17 protein-coding genes are annotated in these 19,843 nt (G+C 59.8%); 10 read left to right on the forward strand and 7 right to left on the reverse strand.

The features are described from left to right. Positions 1–175 precede the first annotated feature (175 nt). From tkt to fba, 6 genes are all read left to right on the forward strand, one after another. Positions 176–2,173: a transketolase gene (gene tkt / locus AB4P91_RS07760; RefSeq protein WP_395604588.1), complete on the forward strand. Its 1,998-nt coding sequence runs from the start codon at positions 176–178 to the stop codon at positions 2,171–2,173. A 179-nt stretch (positions 2,174–2,352) separates the two neighbouring features. Next, complete coding sequence (epd, locus tag AB4P91_RS07765) at positions 2,353–3,405, forward strand: erythrose-4-phosphate dehydrogenase (protein WP_150593634.1); 1,053 nt, start codon at positions 2,353–2,355, stop codon at positions 3,403–3,405. Positions 3,406–3,417: 12 nt separating this feature from the next. After that, positions 3,418–4,581 carry a phosphoglycerate kinase gene (locus tag AB4P91_RS07770; RefSeq protein ID WP_047303881.1) on the forward strand — a complete coding sequence of 388 codons (1,164 nt, stop codon included), beginning with the start codon at positions 3,418–3,420 and terminating at the stop codon, positions 4,579–4,581. 34 nt (positions 4,582–4,615) lie between these two features. Then, positions 4,616–4,837 (forward strand): hypothetical protein, encoded by a 222-nt coding sequence (locus tag AB4P91_RS07775; RefSeq protein WP_150593635.1) that lies wholly within the window; start codon positions 4,616–4,618, stop codon positions 4,835–4,837. Between the two features lie 57 nt (positions 4,838–4,894). After that, the gene (locus AB4P91_RS07780; RefSeq protein ID WP_150597545.1) at positions 4,895–5,227 is read left to right on the forward strand and encodes an MliC family protein; all 333 of its coding nucleotides are present in this window, start codon (positions 4,895–4,897) and stop codon (positions 5,225–5,227) included. A gap of 155 nt (positions 5,228–5,382) precedes the next feature. Further along, positions 5,383–6,447: a class II fructose-bisphosphate aldolase gene (gene fba / locus AB4P91_RS07785; protein ID WP_007913760.1), complete on the forward strand. Its 1,065-nt coding sequence runs from the start codon at positions 5,383–5,385 to the stop codon at positions 6,445–6,447. 60 nt (positions 6,448–6,507) lie between these two features. On the opposite strand, the gene AB4P91_RS07790 is transcribed toward fba, so the two are convergent. After that, complete coding sequence (locus AB4P91_RS07790) at positions 6,508–6,870, reverse strand: DUF6124 family protein (RefSeq protein ID WP_395604589.1); 363 nt, start codon at positions 6,868–6,870, stop codon at positions 6,508–6,510. A gap of 460 nt (positions 6,871–7,330) precedes the next feature. Next, complete coding sequence (locus tag AB4P91_RS07795; RefSeq protein WP_042561488.1) at positions 7,331–7,999, reverse strand: polysaccharide lyase family 7 protein; 669 nt, start codon at positions 7,997–7,999, stop codon at positions 7,331–7,333. Positions 8,000–8,319: 320 nt separating this feature from the next. Here AB4P91_RS07795 and AB4P91_RS07800 point away from each other — a divergent pair, with 320 nt between their 5' ends. From AB4P91_RS07800 to AB4P91_RS07810, 3 genes are read left to right on the forward strand one after another with little or no spacing between them, the layout of a single operon-like run. Then, positions 8,320–10,443, forward strand: coding sequence for a bifunctional diguanylate cyclase/phosphodiesterase (locus AB4P91_RS07800; protein ID WP_150593637.1), 2,124 nt, complete (start codon positions 8,320–8,322; stop codon positions 10,441–10,443). 44 nt (positions 10,444–10,487) lie between these two features. Beyond that, positions 10,488–10,979 carry a M48 family metallopeptidase gene (locus AB4P91_RS07805; RefSeq protein WP_150597543.1) on the forward strand — a complete coding sequence of 164 codons (492 nt, stop codon included), beginning with the start codon at positions 10,488–10,490 and terminating at the stop codon, positions 10,977–10,979. Positions 10,980–11,005: 26 nt separating this feature from the next. Then, entirely contained in the window at positions 11,006–11,302 is a 297-nt protein-coding gene (locus tag AB4P91_RS07810) for a helix-turn-helix domain-containing protein (RefSeq protein ID WP_027610630.1), read from the forward strand. 185 nt (positions 11,303–11,487) lie between these two features. On the opposite strand, the gene AB4P91_RS07815 is transcribed toward AB4P91_RS07810, so the two are convergent. Then, complete coding sequence (locus AB4P91_RS07815) at positions 11,488–11,940, reverse strand: GNAT family N-acetyltransferase (protein WP_042561485.1); 453 nt, start codon at positions 11,938–11,940, stop codon at positions 11,488–11,490. A gap of 254 nt (positions 11,941–12,194) precedes the next feature. Here AB4P91_RS07815 and AB4P91_RS07820 point away from each other — a divergent pair, with 254 nt between their 5' ends. Further along, a complete protein-coding gene (locus AB4P91_RS07820) occupies positions 12,195–12,932 on the forward strand; it encodes an ABC transporter substrate-binding protein (RefSeq protein ID WP_150593639.1) in 738 nt (245 codons plus the stop codon). A 148-nt stretch (positions 12,933–13,080) separates the two neighbouring features. Here AB4P91_RS07820 and yccS read toward each other — a convergent pair whose 3' ends face one another. From yccS to mdtD, 4 genes are all read right to left on the reverse strand, one after another. Next, on the reverse strand, positions 13,081–15,264 hold the full coding sequence (yccS, locus tag AB4P91_RS07825) for a YccS family putative transporter (RefSeq protein WP_150593640.1): 2,184 nt from the start codon (positions 15,262–15,264) through the stop codon (positions 13,081–13,083). Positions 15,265–15,527: 263 nt separating this feature from the next. Next, positions 15,528–16,706: an NAD(P)/FAD-dependent oxidoreductase gene (locus AB4P91_RS07830; protein ID WP_150688000.1), complete on the reverse strand. Its 1,179-nt coding sequence runs from the start codon at positions 16,704–16,706 to the stop codon at positions 15,528–15,530. A gap of 141 nt (positions 16,707–16,847) precedes the next feature. Next, complete coding sequence (gene dbpA / locus AB4P91_RS07835; protein ID WP_395604946.1) at positions 16,848–18,185, reverse strand: ATP-dependent RNA helicase DbpA; 1,338 nt, start codon at positions 18,183–18,185, stop codon at positions 16,848–16,850. A gap of 128 nt (positions 18,186–18,313) precedes the next feature. Further along, a complete protein-coding gene (gene mdtD / locus AB4P91_RS07840) occupies positions 18,314–19,741 on the reverse strand; it encodes a multidrug transporter subunit MdtD (RefSeq protein ID WP_395604590.1) in 1,428 nt (475 codons plus the stop codon). Between the last annotated feature and the right edge of the window lie 102 nt (positions 19,742–19,843).

Consider the following 19,843-nt stretch of genomic DNA (forward strand, 5'->3'; position numbering starts at 1 on the left):
CACGGGATGGTTAACTCTACAAACGAATAGCGGAAAGGTTTCACCTGCCTAATCCGCTGCTATCCATTGGAAAAACGCTGCCGGATGACTATCTGTCATTGCCCCGAGGCGCTCCGGTGAGGGAAAATGCCCTCCTTTTTTCCGTTTCAATCTATTCACACCCAGGAGATCAGCGATGCCTAGCCGTCGTGAGCGTGCCAACGCCATTCGTGCCCTCAGCATGGATGCCGTGCAAAAAGCCAACAGCGGCCATCCCGGTGCACCTATGGGTATGGCAGATATCGCCGAAGTGCTTTGGCGCGACTACCTCAAGCACAACCCGAGCAATCCATCCTTCGCCGACCGTGACCGCTTCGTGCTGTCCAACGGCCATGGCTCGATGTTGATCTATTCGCTGCTGCACCTGACCGGTTACGACCTGTCGATCGAAGACCTCAAGCAGTTCCGTCAACTGCACAGCCGTACCCCGGGTCACCCGGAATTCGGTTACACCCCAGGCGTCGAGACCACCACTGGCCCGTTGGGTCAGGGCCTGGCCAACGCTGTCGGCTTCGCCCTGGCAGAAAAAGTCCTGGCGGCGCAGTTCAACCGTCCGAGCCACAACATCGTTGACCACCACACCTATGTGTTCCTGGGTGATGGCTGCATGATGGAAGGCATTTCCCACGAAGTCGCTTCCCTGGCCGGTACGTTGAGTCTGGGCAAGCTGATCGCCTTCTACGATGACAACGGCATTTCCATCGACGGCGAAGTCGAAGGCTGGTTCACCGATGACACGCCGAAGCGTTTCGAAGCCTACAACTGGCAGGTGATCCGCAACGTTGACGGTCACGACCCGGAAGAGATCAAGACTGCCATCGAAACCGCTCGCAAGAGCGCGCAGCCGACGCTGATCTGCTGCAAGACCACCATCGGTTTCGGTTCGCCGAACAAGCAAGGCAAAGAAGATTGCCACGGCGCCCCACTGGGTGACGCGGAAATCGCTCTGACCCGTCAGGCGCTGAACTGGAACCACGGCCCGTTCGAGATCCCGGCCGACATCTATGCCGAGTGGGATGCCAAAGAATCCGGCCGCGCTGTAGAAGCCGAGTGGGATCAGCGTTTCGCTGCTTACTCCGCTGCATTCCCGACCGAAGCCAATGAACTGATCCGTCGTCTGAGCGGTGAACTGCCAGCAGACTTCTCCGAAAAAGCCTCGGCTTACATCGCTGAAGTCGCTGCCAAAGGCGAAACCATCGCCAGCCGTAAAGCCAGCCAGAACACCCTGAACGCGTTCGGCCCGCTGCTGCCGGAACTGCTCGGCGGTTCGGCTGACCTGGCCGGTTCCAACCTGACCCTGTGGAAAGGTTGCAAGGGCGTCAGCGCTGAAGATGCCAGCGGCAACTACATGTATTACGGCGTGCGCGAGTTCGGCATGACCGCGATCATGAACGGCGTCACCCTGCACGGCGGCCTGGTGCCTTACGGCGCGACCTTCCTGATGTTCATGGAGTACGCTCGCAACGCTGTGCGCATGTCGGCGCTGATGAAGAAGCAAGTGATCCACGTCTACACCCACGACTCCATCGGTCTGGGCGAAGACGGCCCGACGCACCAGCCGATCGAGCAGCTGACCAGCCTGCGCACTACGCCGAACCTCGACACCTGGCGTCCAGCCGATGCCGTTGAATCGGCTGTGGCCTGGAAAAACGCTCTGGAGCGCAAGGACGGTCCATCGGCGCTGATCTTCTCGCGTCAGAACCTGCAGCACCAAACCCGTGATGCTGGCCAGATCGCCGACATCAGCCGCGGTGGCTACGTGCTGAAGGACTGCGCAGGCGAGCCTGAGCTGATCCTGATTGCGACCGGTTCGGAAGTCGGCCTGGCTGTTCAGGCCTTCGACAAACTGACCGAGCAGGGCCGCAAGGTGCGCGTGGTTTCGATGCCTTGCACCAGCGTGTTCGATGCTCAGGATGCGGGCTACAAGCAAGCCGTCCTGCCGTTGCAGGTCAGCGCGCGTATCGCGATCGAAGCGGCTCACGCCGACTTCTGGTTCAAGTACGTGGGTCTGGAAGGTCGCGTGATCGGCATGACCACTTACGGTGAATCGGCGCCTGCGCCAGCACTGTTCGAGGAATTCGGTTTCACCCTGGAAAACATTCTGGGGCAGGCTGAAGAACTGCTGGAAGACTAAGGCGCAGCGCGGTGATCTAACGGTCACCGCAGTTCCATGTGGGAGCTGGCTTGCCAGCGATAGCGTCCGTTCAGTCAGCATTTATGTTGATGCGAATGGCCCTATCGCTGGCAAGCCAGCTCCCACAAGGGTTGTGTTGCAACAAACATTACGTCTGCCTGCGTACTATCGAGAACCCCATGCCTCAACCGCGTCCTTACAAAGTTGCACTCAACGGCTACGGCCGGATTGGTCGTTGCGTCTTGCGTGCGTTGTTTGAGCGAGGCGAGAAAGCCGGGTTTGAAATTGTCGCGATCAACGATCTGGCCGACATGGCCAGCATCGAATACCTGACACGCTTCGACTCTACCCATGGCCGGTTCCCCGGCGAAGTGCGGGTCGAGGGCGATTGTCTGCATATTAATGGCAACTGCGTGAAGGTCCTGCGCAGTGCCACCCCCGAAGGCATCGATTGGGCGTCGCTGGACGTCGATCTGGTGCTCGAATGCTCCGGCGCCTACAACACCCGTGAAGACGGCCAGCGTTTCCTGAACGCCGGCGCGCCGCGCGTGCTGTTCTCGCAGCCGATGGCCAGCGAGGCGGATGTCGACGCCACCATCGTTTACGGCGTCAATCAGGACTGCCTGACCGGCGACGAATTGCTGGTGTCCAACGCCTCCTGCACCACCAACTGCGGCGTGCCGCTGTTGCGCCTGCTCGACAAGGCGATCGGCCTTGATTACGTGTCGATCACCACGATTCACTCGGCGATGAACGATCAGCCGGTCATCGACGCCTATCACCACGAAGACCTGCGCCGCACCCGTTCGGCGTTCCAGTCGGTGATCCCGGTGTCCACTGGTCTGGCGCGCGGTATCGAGCGCCTGCTGCCGGAACTTGCCGGCCGAATTCAAGCCAAAGCCGTACGCGTGCCGACGGTCAACGTGTCGTGCCTCGACATCACGATGCAGACCGCCACGGCGACCGACGCTACTGAGGTCAACCGGATCCTGCGTGAAGCCGCCACCAGCGGCCCGCTCAAGGGACTTTTGGCCTACACCGAATTGCCTCACGCCAGTTGTGATTTCAACCACGACCCACATTCGGCCATCGTCGATGCCAGTCAGACCCGCGTTTCCGGCCCACGGCTGGTGAACATCCTGGCCTGGTTCGACAACGAGTGGGGTTTTGCCAACCGAATGCTGGACGTTGCAGAACACTATCTGCAGACAGCAACTTCAAAAAAACCGTAGGAAGTGCGACCCATGACCGTGTTGAAGATGTCCGACCTCGATCTGCAAGGTAAGCGCGTGTTGATCCGCGAAGACCTCAACGTCCCAGTCAAGGACGGTGTTGTCACCAGCGATGCGCGAATCCTGGCTTCGCTGCCGACCATCAAGCTGGCCCTGGAAAAAGGTGCCGCCGTCATGGTGTGCTCGCACCTTGGCCGTCCGACCGAAGGCGAGTTCTCCGCCGAGAACAGTCTCAAGCCAGTCGCTGACTACCTGAGCAAGGCTCTCGGCCGTGAAGTGCCGCTGGTAGCCGATTACCTGGGCGGCGTTGACGTCAAGGCCGGCGACATCGTGCTGTTCGAAAACGTGCGCTTCAACAAGGGCGAGAAAAAGAACGCTGACGAACTGGCTCAGCAATACGCCGCCCTGTGCGACGTGTTCGTGATGGATGCGTTCGGCACCGCTCACCGCGCCGAGGGTTCGACCCACGGCGTGGCCAAATTTGCCAAAGTCGCCGCCGCTGGCCCACTGCTGGCCGCCGAGCTGGATGCACTGGGCAAGGCGCTCGGCGCGCCTGCGCAACCAATGGCCGCCATCGTTGCCGGCTCCAAGGTCTCGACCAAACTCGACGTGCTGAACAGCCTGAGCCAGATCTGCGATCAACTGATCGTCGGTGGCGGCATCGCTAACACCTTCCTTGCCGCTGCCGGTCATCCGGTTGGCAAATCGCTGTACGAGCCGGATCTGCTCGACACCGCGCGCGCCATCGCCGCCAAGGTCAGCGTGCCGCTGCCCGTTGATGTTGTGGTTGCCAAGGAGTTCGCCGAGTCCGCTGAAGCCACCGTCAAGCTCATCGCTGACGTTGCCGCTGACGACATGATTCTGGACATCGGCCCGCAAACCGCAGCCAACTTCGCTGAACTGCTGAAATCATCGAAAACCATTCTGTGGAACGGTCCGGTCGGCGTGTTCGAGTTCGATCAGTTCGGCAACGGCACCAAAGTGCTGGCTCAGGCCATCGCCGACAGCGATGCGTTCTCGATTGCCGGCGGTGGCGACACCCTGGCGGCCATTGATAAATATGGCGTGGCTGAAAAGATCTCCTACATTTCCACCGGTGGCGGCGCGTTCCTCGAATTCGTCGAAGGCAAAGTGCTGCCAGCCGTTGAAGTCCTGGAAAGCCGGGCCAAGGCCTGAGGCCGCCCGTTTGGCCAGGCAAAGGAGTGTTCACATGGTCAAGTCGTTAGCATTGTTGTTGCTGACCGGTACGCTGGCGGCCTGCGGGAGCAACCCGAAGGCCGAGCCTACGCCTGCGCCAGACGCGGTGCAGAAAGGCTGTTATCAGGCCGACTGGCAGGCCGAGACCAACCCGGTGCTGAACAAGCGTTCCGGGCCGGACGGTCTGGACAAATACGAGACGCAAACCCCGGCCAAGGAACATGGTTGTCCTTGACGGGTCTGACTCTTTAACTCAGGACTGGCGGCGTGCGTCGTCAGTCGAGGAACACGGATGAAAGGCTTGATCGCCATTGCGGCATTGGCATTGTTGGGCGGTTGCGCGCAGTTGAACCTGTTTCAGTCGTCCGCCCCTGCGGATGACTGGACCACCTGGACCTGCGACAGCCAGGCCAAAGTGCTCTGGCGTTATGCCGATGCCGGCCAGAAGGAAGTCGACGTTCGACTGGGCGGCGGTGATCAGGTCTATCGCCTGAAAGAAGAGCCGGGCGCCTCGGGCGCGCTGTACAGCGATGGCATGCTGGCGTTTCACGTCAAGGGTGAGGAAGGCTTGGTGTATTGGGTCGCCACCAATGACCTGATCGGCCGCGGCTGCAAAGCCGACTAGTGGCTCGCTCCCACAAGGACTGTGCAGGTTTCCGAAATTTGCTTTATCGAATCACCAGGCCGGGCCTCAACCCCCGATCTGCAATCACTTGAATAGCCGCCGCCGCTCCGGCAGGCTGGCACGATTAACGACCCAAACCGGGAGAGACACACACAATGGCACTTATCAGCATGCGCCAGATGTTGGACCACGCAGCCGAGTTCGGCTACGGCGTTCCAGCCTTCAACGTCAACAACCTTGAGCAGATGCGCGCCATCATGGAAGCCGCTGACAAGACTGACTCCCCGGTGATCGTCCAGGCTTCGGCCGGCGCCCGTAAATACGCTGGCGCGCCATTCCTGCGTCACCTGATCCTGGCCGCGATCGAAGAATTCCCGCACATCCCGGTGTGCATGCACCAGGACCACGGCACCAGCCCTGACGTCTGCCAGCGCTCGATTCAGCTGGGCTTCAGCTCGGTGATGATGGACGGCTCCCTCGGCGAAGACGGCAAGACCCCGACCGACTACGACTACAACGTCCGCGTCACTCAGCAGACCGTAGCCATGGCTCACGCCTGCGGCGTGTCGGTTGAAGGCGAGCTGGGCTGCCTGGGTTCCCTGGAAACCGGTATGGCCGGTGAAGAAGACGGCATCGGCGCCGAAGGCGTTCTGGATCACAGCCAAATGCTGACCGACCCGGAAGAAGCCGCTGACTTCGTCAAACGCACTCAGGTCGACGCATTGGCCATCGCCATCGGCACCAGCCACGGCGCCTACAAGTTCACCAAGCCACCGACCGGCGACGTGCTGGCCATCGACCGCATCAAGGAAATCCACAAACGCATCCCGAACACCCACCTGGTGATGCACGGTTCCTCGTCGGTGCCACAAGAGTGGCTGGCGATCATCAACCAGTACGGCGGCGACATCAAAGAAACCTACGGCGTACCGGTTGAAGAAATCGTCGAAGGCATCAAGTACGGCGTGCGCAAGGTCAACATCGATACCGACCTGCGCCTGGCATCCACCGGCGCAATGCGTCGCCTGATGGCCACCAACCCGAGCGAATTCGACCCACGTAAATTCTTCGGCGCCACCGTGACTGCAATGCGCGACGTATGTATCGCTCGTTATGAAGCCTTCGGTACTGCGGGCAATGCTTCGAAGATCAAGCCGATCTCGCTGGAAGCGATGTATCAGCGTTATCTGAAGGGTGAGTTGAACGCCAAGGTTAACTAAGCCTTAGCGTTAAACCATTGAATCAAGAAACCCGCCGAGAGGCGGGTTTTTTGTGGGTGACTATTCCTTCAACTCAACATGATCCAGCGCTTGATTCACCGCCAGTTCACCGAGCATGACGACTTGCGCAATGCCCAGCGCGGTCTTGCGGTGCGAGGTATCGAGCATCGCGGCGAAGTTGTTGAGCATTTCGCTCGCTGAACCCAAGGTTTCGCTGGCGTTGGCCAGCAGGGACTCGGTGTTGTACTTCGGGTTGGCGAGGTACATGGGTTCGGGGTTGTTGGTGCTCGCCATTATGTGGGCGGCGGGATTGAGGTAGTGGTCGAGGGCGCGTTCGGCGGCGTCGTTGAGTTTTTTTGAGTCGGGGGATTCGTACGGGGAGGCCGGGTCGGTGACCGGCGGGTGTGGCGTTGATTTGGTCATATTTCGTCTCCGGTAAATGGAGCCGACACCGGATCGCTACTAAACGAAGGGGTGGCAGCTGAACGCAGGTTAGTAGACCGGGGAGACGCGACCGGCGCACCCGAAGGCGCCCTGCGAACAGCTACCATCAAGCGCGGGATACTCCCGACTGAATGGTGCCAATGCGCATCGCGTGACCACGGGCTACTAAACCCGATCACTGGAAATCAGTGACGCGAATCAAGTTACCGATGGCCCTCCAGGCGCACAAGCCGGCGGATTCTGGCGTACCCGTAGGCAACGACGCAAGCTGTTGTAGGCTTCGGGAAGTAACCGCCGACCAATCTAAACAACCCTGTTTAAATGTAGGAGCTGCCGAAGGCTGCGATCTTTTGATTTGTCTTTCTAGCATCAAAAACAAGATCAAAAGATCGTCCGATCGCGGCCCAAGCCTTCGGCAGCTCCTACAGGAGAACGCGGTTTATTTGTCGTGATCGATATCGAGTTTGCTGAAGGTCACCTGCCCACCTTCGCTGGTGTAGCCGGTGTTGTCCTGCACATACACCCCGGCCTTGAAATACAGCGGCTTGTTGCGCCACGTCGCGCTGATCTGTGAATCCCACTGATAACCCGCTGCACTCACGCCCAACGCGCCGCCGGGGCTGAGGTGGATGAGGTAGTTGAATTCGCGATCCAGTTTGATGCCGGTGGCGAGGGTGATGACGCGGCTTTCGTCGTCATCGGGGCGCATGCGGACTTTGATTACAAGGTTGCCGGTTTCGGTTTTAGTCTTGTATTGGTACTCGAGCTTGAGCATTGGCTTCTGGCTTTCATAAGCATGAATCTGGCCGATGACGATTTTGCCGGAGCTTGGCACTTTGTTCACCGTAACGGTCGCGCGTAGCAGGTTGTCGGCGTCCGGGTAATACCAGTTTCGCAGGGTGCCGTTGCTGTAGGTCTCCCGCAGTTCAGTACGCGGGTAGATGGCGTTTTCGGTTTTTGACCCGGTGACCGGTGACCAGAAGAACAGGGTGCCGGTGTCGGAATGGAAGTATTGATCCTTGAAGCCTTTCACCAGTTTGGAGGTTTCGACGGTATATGGCGGGCTGCCAACGGGAACGCTGAGGTTCCAGGTTGCGAGATCGATCATGTCGGTTCTTCCACTCAAGTTTCGCTGCACGCACGTGCCAGATGCTCTAGGCCGTGCGTTTTGGGGCGGCCTTTATAAGCGTAGAGGGAAAATTTGTTAACGGCCGTCCGGCGGACGGTTGACGTCAACATCCTGTCGAAATGCCACCTTTCCCGGTTTCAGGGGACTTCCAGCGTGACCGTTAGTCGGCTAAACCTGCCATTCGTTAAATGATGGCCTGATGACAGCTACTGCTTTTGTGGATCCAAGACTAGAGTGAAGGCGCAGTATGTGTGCGGTTTTTACCGGAAACGACCTGATGTCCCGACAAGAGAAGCAGCATGGAATGCGCGCAACCCCCGCCAAGTGAAGGCAGCTCCGTCCTGTTGATCGTAGATGACTACCCTGAAAACCTGATCAGCATGCACGCGTTGCTGCAGCGTCAGGATTGGCACGTCATGACCGCCGCCTCCGGGTTCGAGGCGCTCAATATTCTCCTCGAACACGACGTCGATCTGGTCCTGCTGGATGTGCAGATGCCGGGCATGGACGGTTTTGAAGTCGCGCGGCTGATGCGCGGCAGCCAGCGCACGCGCCTCACGCCAATCATCTTCCTCACCGCCAACGAGCAATCCCAGGATGCCGTGATCAAGGGCTATGCCAGTGGTGCGGTGGATTACCTGTTTAAACCCTTCGACCCGCAGATCCTCAAGCCCAAGGTGCAAGCACTGCTGGAGCACCAGCGCAATCGCCGCGCCTTGCAGCAACTGACTCACGATCTGGAGGTGGCGCGGGCTTTTAATGCCTCGGTGCTGGATAACGCTGCCGAAGGCATTTTGGTGCTGTGCGAGGACGGCTTGATCCGCTTTGCCAATCCGGCGATTTCACGGCTGCTCAATGCGCCAGTGAAAGAACTGGAGGGTAAGGAGTTTCTTGATTACCTGCAGAAACCACACATCCCGTTGTGGGCCGATTCCGAATTCAAAAGCAGTTACCAGCGCGGAGAAACCTTGCGTCTGCGCGACGCTTTGCTGCGTACCGCGCCCGGACAGCAAGTGCCGGTGGCGCTGTCCTGCGCGCCGTTACCTGCCGAGCAACATGCGATGGTGGTGACGGTACTCGACATGTCGGTGGTGCGTCATTTGCACCAGCAACTTGAATATCAGGCAGTCACTGATCCGCTGACCGGGTTGCTCAATCGTCGCGGCTTTTATCAAACCGTCGAAAACCTGCTGCTGCGCGGCGAACGCAGCGACGGCAGTTGGGTGCTGCTTTATCTGGATCTCGACGGCTTTAAACGCGTCAACGATTCCCTCGGTCACGACGCCGGCGACCGCGTGTTGCGCTGGGTCTCTGAACAGTTGAAGGCGTGTTTGCGGCCGTTCGATATTCTTGCGCGCATGGGCGGTGATGAATTTACTGCGCTGCTGGATCTGGAGTTCCCCGAGCAGGCGGCGAAGATTGCCGAGAAGCTGATCGAACGGGTCTCGATCTGTCAGCAACTTGAAGGGATGGATATTGCCCTCGGCGCCAGTATCGGCATCGCCACTTTTCCGGACTGCGGATCGAACCTCGACGGATTGCTGCGCGCCTCGGACATTGCCATGTACGAAGCCAAACGCGCCGGGCGTCAGCAATATCGTTTCTATGATCATGAAATGAACGGCCGTGCGCGCTCGCGGTTGATGCTTGAAGAAAGTGTGCGCACGGCCATCGAAAACCGTGATTTCAATCTGGTCTATCAACCGCAGGTGGCGATTGATAGCGGCCAGATCCGTGGTTTCGAGGCACTGCTGCGTTGGCAGCACCCAAGCGTGGGTGATGTGCCGCCGGGGTTGTTCCTGCCGTTGCTGGAGGAGGCGCGGCTGATCAGTCGCCTCGGCAGCTGGATTTATCACCGTGGCGCTGGGCAGCGAAAGGCTTGGGAAACCTTGTTTGCCGAAGACCTGGTGCTCGGCGTTAGCTTGAGCAACACCCAGTTCAGCCTGCCTAATCTGGTCACCGAATTGCGTCAGGTCATGGAGCGGCATGCCTTGCAGCCACGGCAACTGGAGGTCGAGGTCACCGAGGAGGCCTTGATGCAAAACCCCGACGAGACACGCAAGCAGCTGCGCTTGCTGCGCAATCTCGGGGTGCGGGTGGCGCTCGACGATTTCGGCTCCGGACCATGTTCGCTGACGCATTTGCGTGACCTGGAACTGGACACACTCAAGCTCGATCGCCATCTGATCGCTCGATTGCCGGACTCCAAAAAGGATGCGTACCTGGTGAGCACGGTGATCAATCTGTGCAAGCACTACGGTTTGCTTGTGATTGCCGAGGGTGTCGAGACCATCGAGCAATATCAATGGCTGCAAGCCCACGGCTGCGAGTACGTACAGGGCTTTCTCGTGGCGCGTCCGATGATTGCCGAAGACGCCGCCAGCTTTGCCGAGCCTTTCGACTGGAGCGCGTTGCCCGGCTGAATTCGCTACACTGGCGCACCTTTTTCGAACCGTGTCGCCCGTCCATGATTGTGTTGAAGTACCTCCAGGCCTATCCCGCGCAACTCCAGGATCAGGTGCGCCAATTGATCGCCGACGGGCGTCTGGGTGAATACCTGGACCAGCGTTATGCGGGGCGCCACGACGTGCAAAGCGACAAGGCGCTGTACAGCTACGCGCTGGACCTGAAACAGGAATACCTGCGCAACGCCCCGGCCATCGACAAAGTGCTGTTCGACAACCGCCTCGACCTGACCCACCGTGCTCTCGGGTTGCACACCACGGTTTCGCGTGTTCAGGGTGGCAAACTCAAGGCCAAGAAAGAGATTCGTATCGCCTCGCTGTTCAAGGACGCTGCGCCGGACTTTCTGAAAATGATCGTCGTGCATGAACTGGCGCATTTCAAAGAGTCGGATCACAACAAGGCGTTTTATAAATTGTGCGAACACATGCTGCCGGGTTATCACCAGGTCGAGTTTGATCTGCGGGTGTATCTGACCTGGCGAGATATGCAATAACAACAGTCGCAACCAGGAAGGTGTGGATGGACGTCAGCAAGACCAAAAGCAGTTTCTATCGACGCTTGTACGTCGCGTACCTGATCGACAGCGGTCTGGCCCCAAGCGTGCCGGCGCTGACCGAAGTGACCGGCATGCCCCGGCGCACGGCGCAGGACACGATCGCCGCGCTGGCGGATCTGGATATCATTTGCGAGTTCGAGCAGGAAGAGGGCGCCCGCAACCATGCCGGGCGTTACCGGATTCGTGAGTGGGGGGCGATTGATCGGGGGTGGATCGAGCGTAATTTGCGGCAGATCAAGGCTGTGCTTGAGTATCCCTGAATGCCCTCACCCCAGCCCTCTCCCGGAGGGAGAGGGGGCCGATTGGGGGATATTTGAGAGTTACACCGACGTGAACGAGCGCCGTTGAATCCATAATCGACACTGTTTTTTCAGGTCGGCGTCTGGCTTCAGACACCACGGTCAGTCCCCTCTCCCTCTGGGAGAGGGCTAGGGTGAGGGGCTCTTCAGGAACGACGCATCCCGATATGCGGAATGTCGTCCTCCAGATATTCCTCACCCGCCACTACGAAACCGTACTTGCCGTAATACCCCTGCAAATGCGCCTGCGCCGACAGATAGATCGGCACCTGCGGCCAGTGTTTCTCGGCCTGCTTCAGCGCCTGCTCCATCATTTCGTGGCCCACCCCTTGGCCTCGGGCTTGCGGCGCGGTGATCACGCGGCCAATCACCACGTCGCCACCCTGAGATTGCGGATCGAGCAAACGCAGATAAGCCTTCAACTGATCATCCTCCCAACCCATCAGGTGATAGGTGTCGCCCTCCAGATCCTGGCCGTCGAGGTCGGGGTAGGCGCATTTCTGTTCAACCACGAACACTTCTGACCGCAGCTTTAACAGCGCGTACAGCTGCTCTTTGCCCAGATCGCTGTGATGTTTGCAGACCCACTCGATTGTCATTTTCCGATTCCTTGAATACGTCGTCCGATACTAAGCGCACCGGTCGCAGATGTCTGTATGGCGTAAGAGTCTGTGACAAAGGTCAAAATGCCATCATTCCTTTCGCGCAGCACGGGCGTCTTTGTGTAATCTGCGGGTGAGCCCTGTGCACTGGCTCCCTTGAGCTAATGTTAGTGCCTGGGTTTTGCCGGTAAGGGGCCTTGGGGTTTTGACTGAAAACATGCAGGGCTCCGGCCCGCTAAGGATTTTCAAGCATGCCGCGTTTGCATCAAGCCTTTGCTTTGATCGGATTACTCTTGCTGGCTCAGACCGCAGCGGCGCAGAAGTTGCGGCTGGTGTTTGATATCTGGCCACCCTTTACCGATGACACACTGGTCAACGGCGGCCTGGCCACCGACATCGTCACCACCGCGCTGGCCCGGGCCGGGTTTGCCAGCGGGTATCAGCAAGTGCCTTGGGCACGGGCGCTGCTCGGCGTTGGCGAAGGGCGTTACGACATACTGGTCAATGCCTGGTACAACGAGGACCGGACGAAACTGGGGCAGTTTTCCGGTGAGTATCTGGTCAACCGCATCCGCTTTCTCAAGCGCAAGGACACGCCACTCGAATACAACAATCTGCAGCAACTGCACACGTATCCCATAGCGGTGGTGCGCGGTTACGCCTACTCGCCACCCTTTGATGCCGACACGGCGTTACAGAAAGTCCCTGTGCATAACTTTGCCATGGGCGTGCGCATGCTGGCGGCGGATCGGGTCAAGCTGACGCTGGAGGATGAATATGTCGCGCGCTATTACCTGGCGCGGGAATCATCGAAGGTACGCAGTGCGGTGGAGTTTTTGCCCAAGCCGTTGAGCGAGAACAGCCTGCACATATTGGTGAGTCTGAAGAATCCGCAGCATGCGCAGATTGTCGCGGGGTTTGATCGGGCTATTGCGGCGATGAAGGCGGATGGCAGTTATGACAAGTTGCTTCGCCAGCATGGGATGTAGATTTCTGATCCCGGAGTTGTGTTGTTGCTGAGGGCTTCATCGCTGGCAAGCCAGCTCCCACATTGGGTCGGGTTGATTCACAAAATTGTGCTTCACCAAAGAAGCCTGTGGGAGCTGGCTTGCCAGCGATGGGGCCAGTCGGGCCAACTCAAGCTTCAGAGGTGTCCTTGATCAAATGCGCCGCCAACGTCCGCAGCGGCCCCAACTGTCGGCAGATCAGCGCCAGTTGCGTCTGCACCAGTCGCTGCCCTTCATCGATTTCATCCGGCATCTGCTCCAGCTCATTGGCCAGCGCTTCTTCTTCGTCACTTTGAATCGCAATCGGTTGTTTGCTCGCCAGGCCTTGGGCGATTTCATCGATGCTCGCCGCCAGTTTCACCCCGGCGCCTTCGATCAACTGCTCGCGCACATCGGCGGGCAATTGGGTTTCGCGGTGCGCTCCCAGCCCTGACAGATAACTCAGCAAGGTGTGCGACAGCACCAGAAAGCGGAAACCGACGTCCGCTTCCTTACGAAAATGCCCAGGCTCCATGAGCATGTTCGCCAGCGTCGTCGACAGCGCTGCATCAGCGTTGTGCGCGTTGCGTCGGGCCAGGCGATAGGCGAGGTCGTCACGCTTGCCGGCGGCGTATTGCTGCATGATCTGGCGCAGGTAGATGCTGTTGCAGGTCAGGGTGTTGGCCAGCACTTTGTTCAGGCGACGGCCTTGCCAGTCGGGCAGGAACAGGAACACCGTCAGACCGGCGATCAGACTGCCGAGCAAGGTATCGAACAGCCGTGGCAGGAACAGCCCGTAACCGTCGCCGACCTGATTGAAGCAGAACAGCACCATGATGGTGATCGCGGCGGTCGCCAGGGTGTAGCGAGTGGTGCGGTTGGTAAAGAACACCACCCCGGCGGCGATGGCGAAGCACGACTGCACCAGCGGACTTGGGAACAGATCGAACAACGCCCACGCCACGGTCAGGCCGATGGCGGTACCGAGAATCCGCTGGCCGAGTTTACGCCGCGTCGCGCCGTAGTTTGGCTGGCAGACGAACAGCGTGGTGAGGATGATCCAGTAGCCTTGCGACGGGTGAATCAAATGCACCATGCCGTAGCCGATGCTCAAGGCCAGCGGCAGACGCAGGGCATGGCGGAACAGCAAAGAGGTCGGCGTCAGCTGAGTGCGCAAGCGAATCCACACGTCCTTGAAGTTGCGCGGCGAACGGTCGAGCAGGCTGCTGTCGGTGGCGTCGGCCAAGGCATCGGGGTTGCTCGCATCGCTGAGCAAACGGTCGAGGGTGCCAAGGTTGGCCGCCAGTGCGCGCAGTGAGCGCAGCAGGCCGCGCCATGCCGGGTTGCTCTGGATGCGCAGGTGTTCGAGGGAGGCGTCGAGGTCGCTCAGGGCTTCGGCGAAACTGGCGTCGTAGATGAACGGCTGACGCATCTGGATCGATTCGGCCAGCGCCCGGCAGGCTTTACCCTGCTGGCGCAACAGGCGTTGGCAGCGGAACAATACATCGCTGTGGAAAAATGCATCGGCCAGCGCGTTGTACGGATAGTGCGAAGAGCTGGCGCGTTCGTGGATGTCCTGGGCGAGGAAGTACAGCTTCAGGTAACGGCTGACTTTCGAGCCGGGGCGACCGTTGCCGACCCGGTGCAGGATGATTTCCTTGGCGCTGTTCAGTGCCGCCACCACGCGACCATTCTGCTGTGCCAGTTCCAGGCGTCGGGCCTCGACGTCCATCTGCCGGATCGGCTCGAACAGCGACGATTTCAGCTTCAGGTAAAAACCCAATTCACGGAACAGCCGCGCCAGACTCTGTTGCACCGGCTGGTTGGAAAACAGCGCCTGCCACAGCACAGAGAGCAAGCCGTACCACGCGGCGCCAGCCACCAGCAGCATCGGTTCATGCCAGAAATCGAGCACCGCGCCGCCGCGCTGGTCGACGCCGATCATCGTGTACACGGAAAGGATCAGGGTTGCCGAGGCAATCGCCCCATAACGCTCGCCCAGCGCCCCGAGCATGGTCAGGCCGAAGCTGGCCAGCGCCAGCGCTATCGCAAAGATGATGGGGTAAGGGAAGAGCAATTCCACCGACAGTGCGGCGATGCTGAAACACACCAGCGTCACGGCGAGTGCGTTGAGGCGACCCTGCCAACTGTCGTCGGTCTCGGCCAGGGCGCTGGCGATAATCCCCAGGAACAACGGGATCAGCAGGCCCATTTCATCCTGATACCAACACAACGCCATGCTGCCGGTCAGGGCGATGAACACCCGCACGCTATAACTGAATTTATCCAGCGCCCACAGGCGCCGCAAAGACTGACGAAACGAAGTCGAGGACATGAAGTGCGAGGGCCTTCCGAGGCGATGCCGCTAAATTGAGCCAGTAATGACGCCGACGCAATGGCGCCGATCACATCTGACAGCAAAAAGTGTTCCTTACTGCTTTTATGCCGAACTCAATTTGGGGGTTGGCACAAAATCCTGTGGGAGCTGGCTTGCCAGCGATGGCGTCCTGGCGTTCAACATCGATGTTGGATGTGCCGGCCTCATCGCTGGCAAGCCAGCTCCCACAGGGATTGCATTTCACATTTGAAACACGTGGATCAGACGTACTGCGCAGCCGCGTAACCCGAGGCCCAGGCCCACTGGAAGTTGAAACCGCCCAAATGCCCGGTGACGTCGAGCACTTCGCCGACAAAATACAGGCCCGGGCTTTTCAGCGATTCCATGGTCTTGGACGACACTTCGCGCGTGTCCACACCACCCAGTGTCACTTCGGCCGTGCGATAACCTTCAGTGCCTGCCGGCACGACTTTCCAGCTGCCCAGCTTCTCGGCGATCTCAGCCAGCTCCGCATGGGTGTACTGTTTCATCGGCTTGGACACGAACCAGTTATCCGCCAGCAGATTGGCCATCTTCTTGGTGAAGACCTCACCGAGCAGCGTTTTCAGTTCGCTGTTCGGACGCTCGGCCACTTGCTGTTGCAGCCAGCTGGCGGCGTCGTGATCCGGCAGCAGGTTGATCTCCACCGTGTCGCCGGATTCCCAGAACGAGGAGATCTGCAAAATCGCCGGGCCGCTGAGGCCGCGGTGAGTGAACAGGATGTTCTCGCGAAAACTCTGATCGTTGCAGCTGACCAGGCAATCCACCGAGGTACCGGACAGCTCTGTGCACAGTTCCTTGAGCTGGTCGGTGATGGTGAACGGCACCAGCCCGGCGCGGGTCGGCAGCAGTTCGTGACCGAACTGTTTGGCCACCTGATAGCCGAAACCGGTGGCGCCCAACGTCGGGATCGACAGGCCGCCGGTGGCGATCACCAGCGACTGGCACTGGATCTGGCCGAGGGTGGTGTCGAGCAGGTAACCGCTTTCGACTTTCTCGATCGTCTGGATCGAGGTGTCGAGGTGCAGCTCGACGCCGGCCTGATCACATTCGGTGAGGAGCATTTCGAGGATGTCGCTGGATTTGTTATCGCAGAACAGCTGACCGAGCTTCTTCTCGTGATACGGCACCGCGTGCTTGCCGACCATGCCGATGAAATCCCACTGGGTGTAGCGCGCCAGTGCGGATTTGCAGAAGTGCGCGTTCTGCGAGAGGAAATTGCTGGGTTCGGTGTACATGTTGGTGAAATTGCAGCGGCCACCGCCCGACATCAGGATTTTCTTGCCGGCCTTGTTCGCATGGTCGAGCAGCAATACCTGACGGCCGCGCCCGGCGGCGGTCAGTGCACACATCAAACCCGCGGCGCCAGCGCCAATGATCACGACTTCGGTAGAGCGCAAAACGGTGTCCTCTGAAATTTCACCACAAAACCAATTGTGGGAGCGAGCCTGCTCGCGAAAGCGGTATGCCATTCAACATTGATGTTGGCTGACAGATTGCCTTCGCGAGCAGGCTCGCTCCCACAGGGGAGTACGTTGTTTTTACAAAATACGCACGCGCAACGAACGGCCCTTGATCTTGCCGTCGTTCAGGCGCTGCAAGGCGTGCATGGCCACGGTACGTTCCACGGCCACGTAGGCCTGGAAGTCGAAGATCGCGATTTTGCCGACCTGTGCGCCCGGAATGCCGGCATCGCCAGTCAATGCGCCAAGAATGTCGCCCGGACGCACTTTGTCTTTACGGCCGGCACCGATGCACAGGGTGGTCATCGGCGGCTGCAGCGGAGCCAGGCCCTGGGACTTGAGGTTGTCTACCTGATCCCAGTTCAGCGGCGACTTTTGCAGTTGCTCGATGGCTTGCGCGCGGTGCGCTTCGCTCGGTGCAACCAGGCTGATGGCAATGCCTTTCTCGCCCGCACGACCGGTACGGCCAACGCGGTGAATGTGGATTTCCGAATCGCGCGCCAGTTCGACGTTGATCACCATGTCCAAGGCATCAATGTCCAGACCACGGGCGGCAACGTCGGTGGCGACCAGTACCGAAGTACTGCGGTTGGCGAACATCGCCAGCACCTGGTCGCGGTCACGCTGTTCCAGATCACCGTGCAGGCCGACGGCGGAGATGCCTTTGGCCGTCAGGTGGTCAACGGTTTCCTGCACTTGCTGCTTGGTGAAGCAGAACGCCACGCAGGATGCCGGACGGAAGTGGTGCAGGACCTTGGTCACCGCGCTCATGCGCTCATCCGGGGAAATCTCGTAGAAGCGCTGCTCGATCTGGGTGTCATCGTGGAACGCTTCGGCTTTCACCGTTTGCGGATCGCGCATGAACTTCGACGCAAGCTGCTTGATGCCCACCGGGTAGGTTGCCGAGAACAGCAAGGTCTGACGACGCTCAGGGGTCTTGACGATGATGTCTTCGATGGCGTCGTAGAAACCCATGTCGAGCATGCGGTCGGCTTCGTCGAGGATCAGCGTGTTCAGGCCATCGAGTACCAGCGAACCTTTACGCAAGTGCTGCTGAATGCGCCCCGGGGTGCCGACGATGATGTGCGCGCCGTGCTCCAGCGAAGCGATCTGCGGGCCGAACGACACGCCGCCGCACAGGGTCAGGACCTTGATGTTGTCTTCGGCACGGGCCAGGCGACGGATTTCCTTGGCCACCTGGTCGGCCAATTCGCGCGTCGGGCAGATCACCAGTGCCTGGCAACCGAAGTAGCGCGGGTTGATCGGGTTGAGCAGGCCGATGCCGAACGCAGCGGTCTTGCCGCTGCCGGTCTTGGCCTGGGCAATCAGGTCCATCCCCTTGAGGATCACCGGCAAGCTCTGCGCCTGGATCGGCGTCATCTGCGCATAACCGAGTGATTCGAGGTTAGCCAGCATGGCAGCGGACAGCGGCAGAGTGTTAAAAGCGGTGGCGATGGTGGTCACGGGACGGGCCTGCAAAACAAAATGTCGCGCAGTGTAGCAGCCCCGTGCCACTTTTCTCGAAAGTTCTGGACGAACAGCGCTTAATGTTCGATGTGTTCTTGCGGCCGTTTTGCGCGCCTTCCGTCTTCTTTCGACAGTTGCGAGAAAATCGTCGCGGCGAGCATCGCCATGATCCCGACGGTCACGAAGGTCAACTGGAATGCGCCCAGCACCGTCTCGACACCGTCGTTGCCGACCTCGGCGGTAAACCCGCCCAGCAAGGCACCGGCGCAGGCAACCCCCAGACTCAGCGACAACTGCGCGACCACCGACAGCAAACTGTTGCCGCTGCTGGCACTGGCGTCGTCGAGGTCGATCAGGGTCACGGTGTTCATCGCGGTGAATTGCAGCGAGTTGATCGCGCCGAGAACCGCCAGCAGGCACAGCAGCAGCCAGTACGGTGTCTGTTCGCTGACCAGGCCCATGCTGGCCAGCATGATCCCCAGCAGCAGCGTGTTGCCGGTGAGCACGATGCGATAGCCGAGGCGTTCGATCAGCGGTCGCGCGACCCACTTGGCGATCATCGCCGCAGCGGCCAGTGGCAACATGCTCATCCCCGCTTGCGACGGTGAGTAACCCAGCGCTACTTGCAGCAGCAACGGCACCAGAAACGGCAGGGCGCCGCTGCCGAGACGGGCGAACAGGTTGCCGAGAATGCCGACGGCAAACGTGCGGGTCTTGAACAGCGACGGTGAGAACAACGGGTTTTCGATATGCCCGGCGCGCAGCCAGTACGCGGCCAGACAGGCAAAGCCACCGAACAGCAGCAACATCACGCGCAAGTGCGGCAGATGCAATTCGCCGAGGCCTTCCATGGCGATGGTGATCAGGATCATCGCTGCGCCAAACAACAGGAAACCGAGGCTGTCGAAGCGCGTGCGTTCGCTGCCGCGCAGGTCGGGGATGAATTTCCACACCGCGTAGCAGCCGATGACGCCCACCGGAAGGTTGATCAGGAAGATCCAGTGCCACGTCAGGTATTCGACCATCCACCCGCCCATGGTCGGGCCGAGCAGCGGACCGAGTAATCCGGGAATGGTGATGAACCCCATGATCCGCACCAGCTCGGATCGCGGATAAGCGCGCAAGACCACCAGTCGCCCGACCGGCAACATCAATGCACCGCCCAGGCCCTGAATCACCCGGGCGCCGATCAGCATGCTCAGGGTGCTCGACAGTGCACAAAGCAGCGAGCCGATGCTGAACAGCAGGATCGCGCCGAAGAAGATTTTCTTGGTGCCAAAACGGTCGGCGATCCAGCCGGAAGCGGGGATCAGCAGGGCCACGGTAAGCATGTAGGCGATGACCACGCCCTGCATGCGCAAGGGGTCTTCGGCCAGATCCCGGGCCATGGCCGGCAGGGCGGTGTTGAGGATGGTCCCGTCGAGGGACTGCATGAAGAACGCAATGGCGACGACCCACGGCAACCAGCGGGCGGTGATGGCGTCGAGAGGCGGGCGGTCGGGCATGGAACCTCTAAGAGTATGGGTCAGGCGGAATGCGAACCTGTGGGAGCTGGCTTGCCAGCGATGGCGGACTTTCAGACGAGCACGATGTTGAATCTGCCGTCC

The organism is Pseudomonas sp. B21128 (assembly GCF_044218865.1).
In the GTDB taxonomy this organism is placed as follows: Bacteria; Pseudomonadota; Gammaproteobacteria; order Pseudomonadales; family Pseudomonadaceae; genus Aquipseudomonas; species Aquipseudomonas iridis.